The 3,102-nt window shown below is 72.8% G+C and carries 2 protein-coding genes; both read right to left on the bottom strand.

Annotated features, from left to right (window positions below; all coding sequences use genetic code 11):
• Position 1: 1 nt before the first annotated feature.
• Positions 2-1,369: an HlyD family type I secretion periplasmic adaptor subunit gene (locus WDW90_RS35895; RefSeq protein WP_336492520.1), complete on the bottom strand. Its 1,368-nt coding sequence runs from the start codon at positions 1,367-1,369 to the stop codon at positions 2-4.
• Positions 1,369-3,102, bottom strand: a 1,734-nt coding sequence (locus WDW90_RS35890) for a type I secretion system permease/ATPase (protein ID WP_336492519.1), incomplete at its 5' end; no start/stop codon positions are given. The genes WDW90_RS35890 and WDW90_RS35895, both read right to left, overlap by 1 nt.

Genomic DNA, 3,102 nt, shown 5'->3' with positions numbered 1-3,102 from the left:
CCTATTTTTCGCGCCATGCTTTTGCGATTTGGTCGGTGAGGGGTTTTGTGAGGTAGCTGAGGACGGAGCGCTCGCCGAGCTGCAGGAAGGCCTCGACCGGCATGCCGGGCACCAGCTTGACCCCGCCCAGCCGCGCCCGCTCGGCCTCGCTCACCTGGATGCGCGCCGTGTAGTAGCTCATCCCGCTCTTCGGGTCCTGGCTCACATCCGCCGAGACCCGGCTGACCTGGCCGTCGATCTCGGGCGTGGTGCGCTGGTTGAAGGCGGCAAAGCGCAGCACCGCCCGCTGGTCGAGCCGCACGCTGTCGATGTCCTGCGGCTGGATCTTCACCTCCACCGCCAGCTGGTCGGCCGAGGGCACGATCAGCATGGCCGGCTCGCTCGGCGTCACCAGCCCGCCGATCGTGTGCACGGAGAGCTGGTGCACCACCCCGTCCTGGGGCGCGCGCAGGTCGATGCGCTTGAGCTGGTCCTCGGCCGCCACCCGCTTCTCGACCAGCTCCGACCACTTGCCCCGGATCTCGGCCAGATCCTTGCCCACCTCGGTGCGCATGTCCCCGTCGATCTGCAGGATCTGCAGCTCCGTCTCGGTGATCTTGCCCCGCGCCGAGGCGGTCGAGGCCATCAGCTGGCCCCGCTCGCCCTCGAGCCGCGCCCCGTCCCGCTCCAGCGCCGTCACCCGCGAGAACGGCACCAGGTTCTTGGCAAACAGCTCGCGCACCCCCTTCAGCTCCGACCCGATCAGCCCGATCTCCCGCTCCTTGGCGCCAGCCTGCTCGGTCAGCCCCGCAATCTCCTGGCGCAGCTGCGTCACCCGCTCGCGCAGCTGCGCCTTCTGCCCCTCGCGCCCGGCCACCCGCGCCGCAAACAGCCGCGTCTCGCCCTCCACCAGGTGGCGCACCGTCGGCTCGGTCCCGGCCCGCGCCGCCAGCTCGGCCGGGAAGCCGACCGCGCCCGCCCCGTCCCGCTCCGCCTCGTCGCGGGCCCGGCGCGCCGACAGCTCGTCGAGCGCCTTCAGCACGATGTCGAGGTTGGCCCGGACTTGCGTCTCGTCGAGCCGGATCAGCACCTGCCCGGCCGTGACCCGCGCCCCCTCGCGCACCCGCAGCTCGCCCACCACGCCCCCGGTCGGGTGCTGCACCTTCTTGACGTCCGATTCCACCACGAGCTGGCCCGGCGCGATCACCGCCCCCGAGATCTGGGTCAGCGCCGCCCAGCCGCCGATGCCGAGAACCAGCGCCCCGGCCAGGCCGAGGCTGAGCGCCAGGTGGCGCCGGATCGAGGCCTCGGCGCGCGGGCCGGCCGGGTTCAGGCTTGCCGGGTTCAGGCTTGCCGGGTTCAGGCTCGCCGGGTTCAGGCTGGCACTCATCAGGCACTCTCCTGCAGGTTGCCGGGCATCCGGGCCGGGCCGGCCGGGGGGGCGACCGAGGGTGCGGGCGCGGGCCGCAGCACGCGCTTGAACACCTCGTCCTTCGGCCCGAAGGCCTGGGCGCGGCCCTCGGCCATCATCAGCACCAGATCCACCGCCGCCAGCGCGCTCGGGCGATGGGCCACCACCACGCAGATGCCCCCGCGCCGGCGCACCCCCAGGATCGCCTGGGTCAGCGCGTTCTCGCCCTCGTTGTCGAGATTGGCGTTCGGCTCGTCGAGGATGACCAGGAACGGGTCGCGGTAGAGCGCGCGCGCCAGCCCGACCCGCTGGCGCTGCCCGGCCGACAAGCCCGCCCCCCCCTCGCCGATGCGGGTGTCGTAGCCCTCGGACAGACGCAGGATCAGCTCGTGCACCCCCGCCGCCTTCGCCGCCGCGATCACGAGCTCGGGCGCGGCCCCCGGCTCGAAGCGGCTGATGTTCTCCGCGATCGTGCCGGCAAACAGCTCCACCTCCTGGGGCAGGAAGCCGAGATGGACCCCGAGATCCTCGCTCGACCACTGGTCGAGCGCCGCCCCGTCCAGCCGCACCTTGCCGCGCAAGGCGGGCCAGACCCCCACCAGCGCCCGCACCAGCGAGGACTTGCCCGAGGCCGAGGGCCCGATGATGCCCAACCCCTGCCCGGCCTGGAGCGCGAAGGAGAGATCCTGCACCACCAGCCGCGGCGTGCCGGGCGGGGCGATGCTCACCCCCTCCACGGAAAGCGCCTGGCGCGGCGCGGGCAGGGTGTGGGGCTGCCCGGCCGCGGGGATGCGGGCCAGAAGCTCGGACAGGCGCGCCCAGGACTGGCGGGCCTGCACGAAGCCCTTCCAGTTGGCGATCGCCAGCTCGGCGGGCGCGAGCGCGCGCGAGACCAGGATCGAGCTCGCGATGATGATGCCCGCGCTCGCCTGGTTGTTGATGACGAGAAAGGCCCCGAGCGCCAGCACGCCCGATTGCAGGGCCATGCGGAAGACCTTGGAGGCCGAGCCGAAGCCGCCGGCCACGTCGGCCACGCGCTGCTGGGCCTCCAGGTAGTCGCGGTTGGCCCCGCCCCAGCGGGCCGAGAGCCGGCCCTGCATGCCCAGCGCCGCCAGCACCTCGGCGTTGCGCCGCCCCGCCTCCGCCAGACCGTTGCGGCGCAGGCCATGCCCGGTGGCGGCCTGGGCCGGGATGCGGGTGGCGCGGTCGGTCACCAGCGTCACCACCGCCAGCACGCCCGCGCCCACCAGCGCCGCCACCCCGATCAGCGGATGAAACAGGAAGCAGATGACCAGGTAGACCGGCATCCAGGGCAGGTCGAAGAAGGCGCCCGGGCCCGAGCCCGACAGGAAGCCGCGCAGGGCATCGAGGTCGCGCAGCGGCAGCAGACCGTCGCCCGGGGCCGCGCCCTTGAGGGGGGCGCGCACCACAAGGTCGAAGACGCGCGCCGACAAGGCCTCGTCCAGCGCCGCCCCGACCCGCGCCAGGATGCGCGCCCGCAGGGTCTCGAGCGCGCCCTGGAAGCCGTACAGCACCAAAGCCAGCACCACCAGGCCGACCAGCGTCGGAACCGACCGGCTCGGTATCACCCGGTCGTACACCTCAAGCATGAAAAAGGAGCCGGTCAGATACAGCAGGTTGATCAGCCCGCTCATCGCCCCAACACCAACAAACGCAACACGGCACCGGCCCAACGCCGATGCAAGCTCCGT

The organism is Methylobacterium nigriterrae, assembly GCF_037106235.1.
Classification (GTDB): Bacteria; Pseudomonadota; Alphaproteobacteria; order Rhizobiales; family Beijerinckiaceae; genus Methylobacterium; species Methylobacterium nigriterrae.
Note: the sequence above shows the minus strand (reverse complement) of the source record. Positions and strands in the feature narration are given on the sequence as shown.

What these genes read in the sequence shown, in the direction of transcription:
- WDW90_RS35895 (WP_336492520.1), bottom strand. Translation starts at nt 1,369, where the DNA reads ATGAGTGCCAGCCTGAACCCGGCGAGCCTGAACCCGGCAAGCCTGAAC.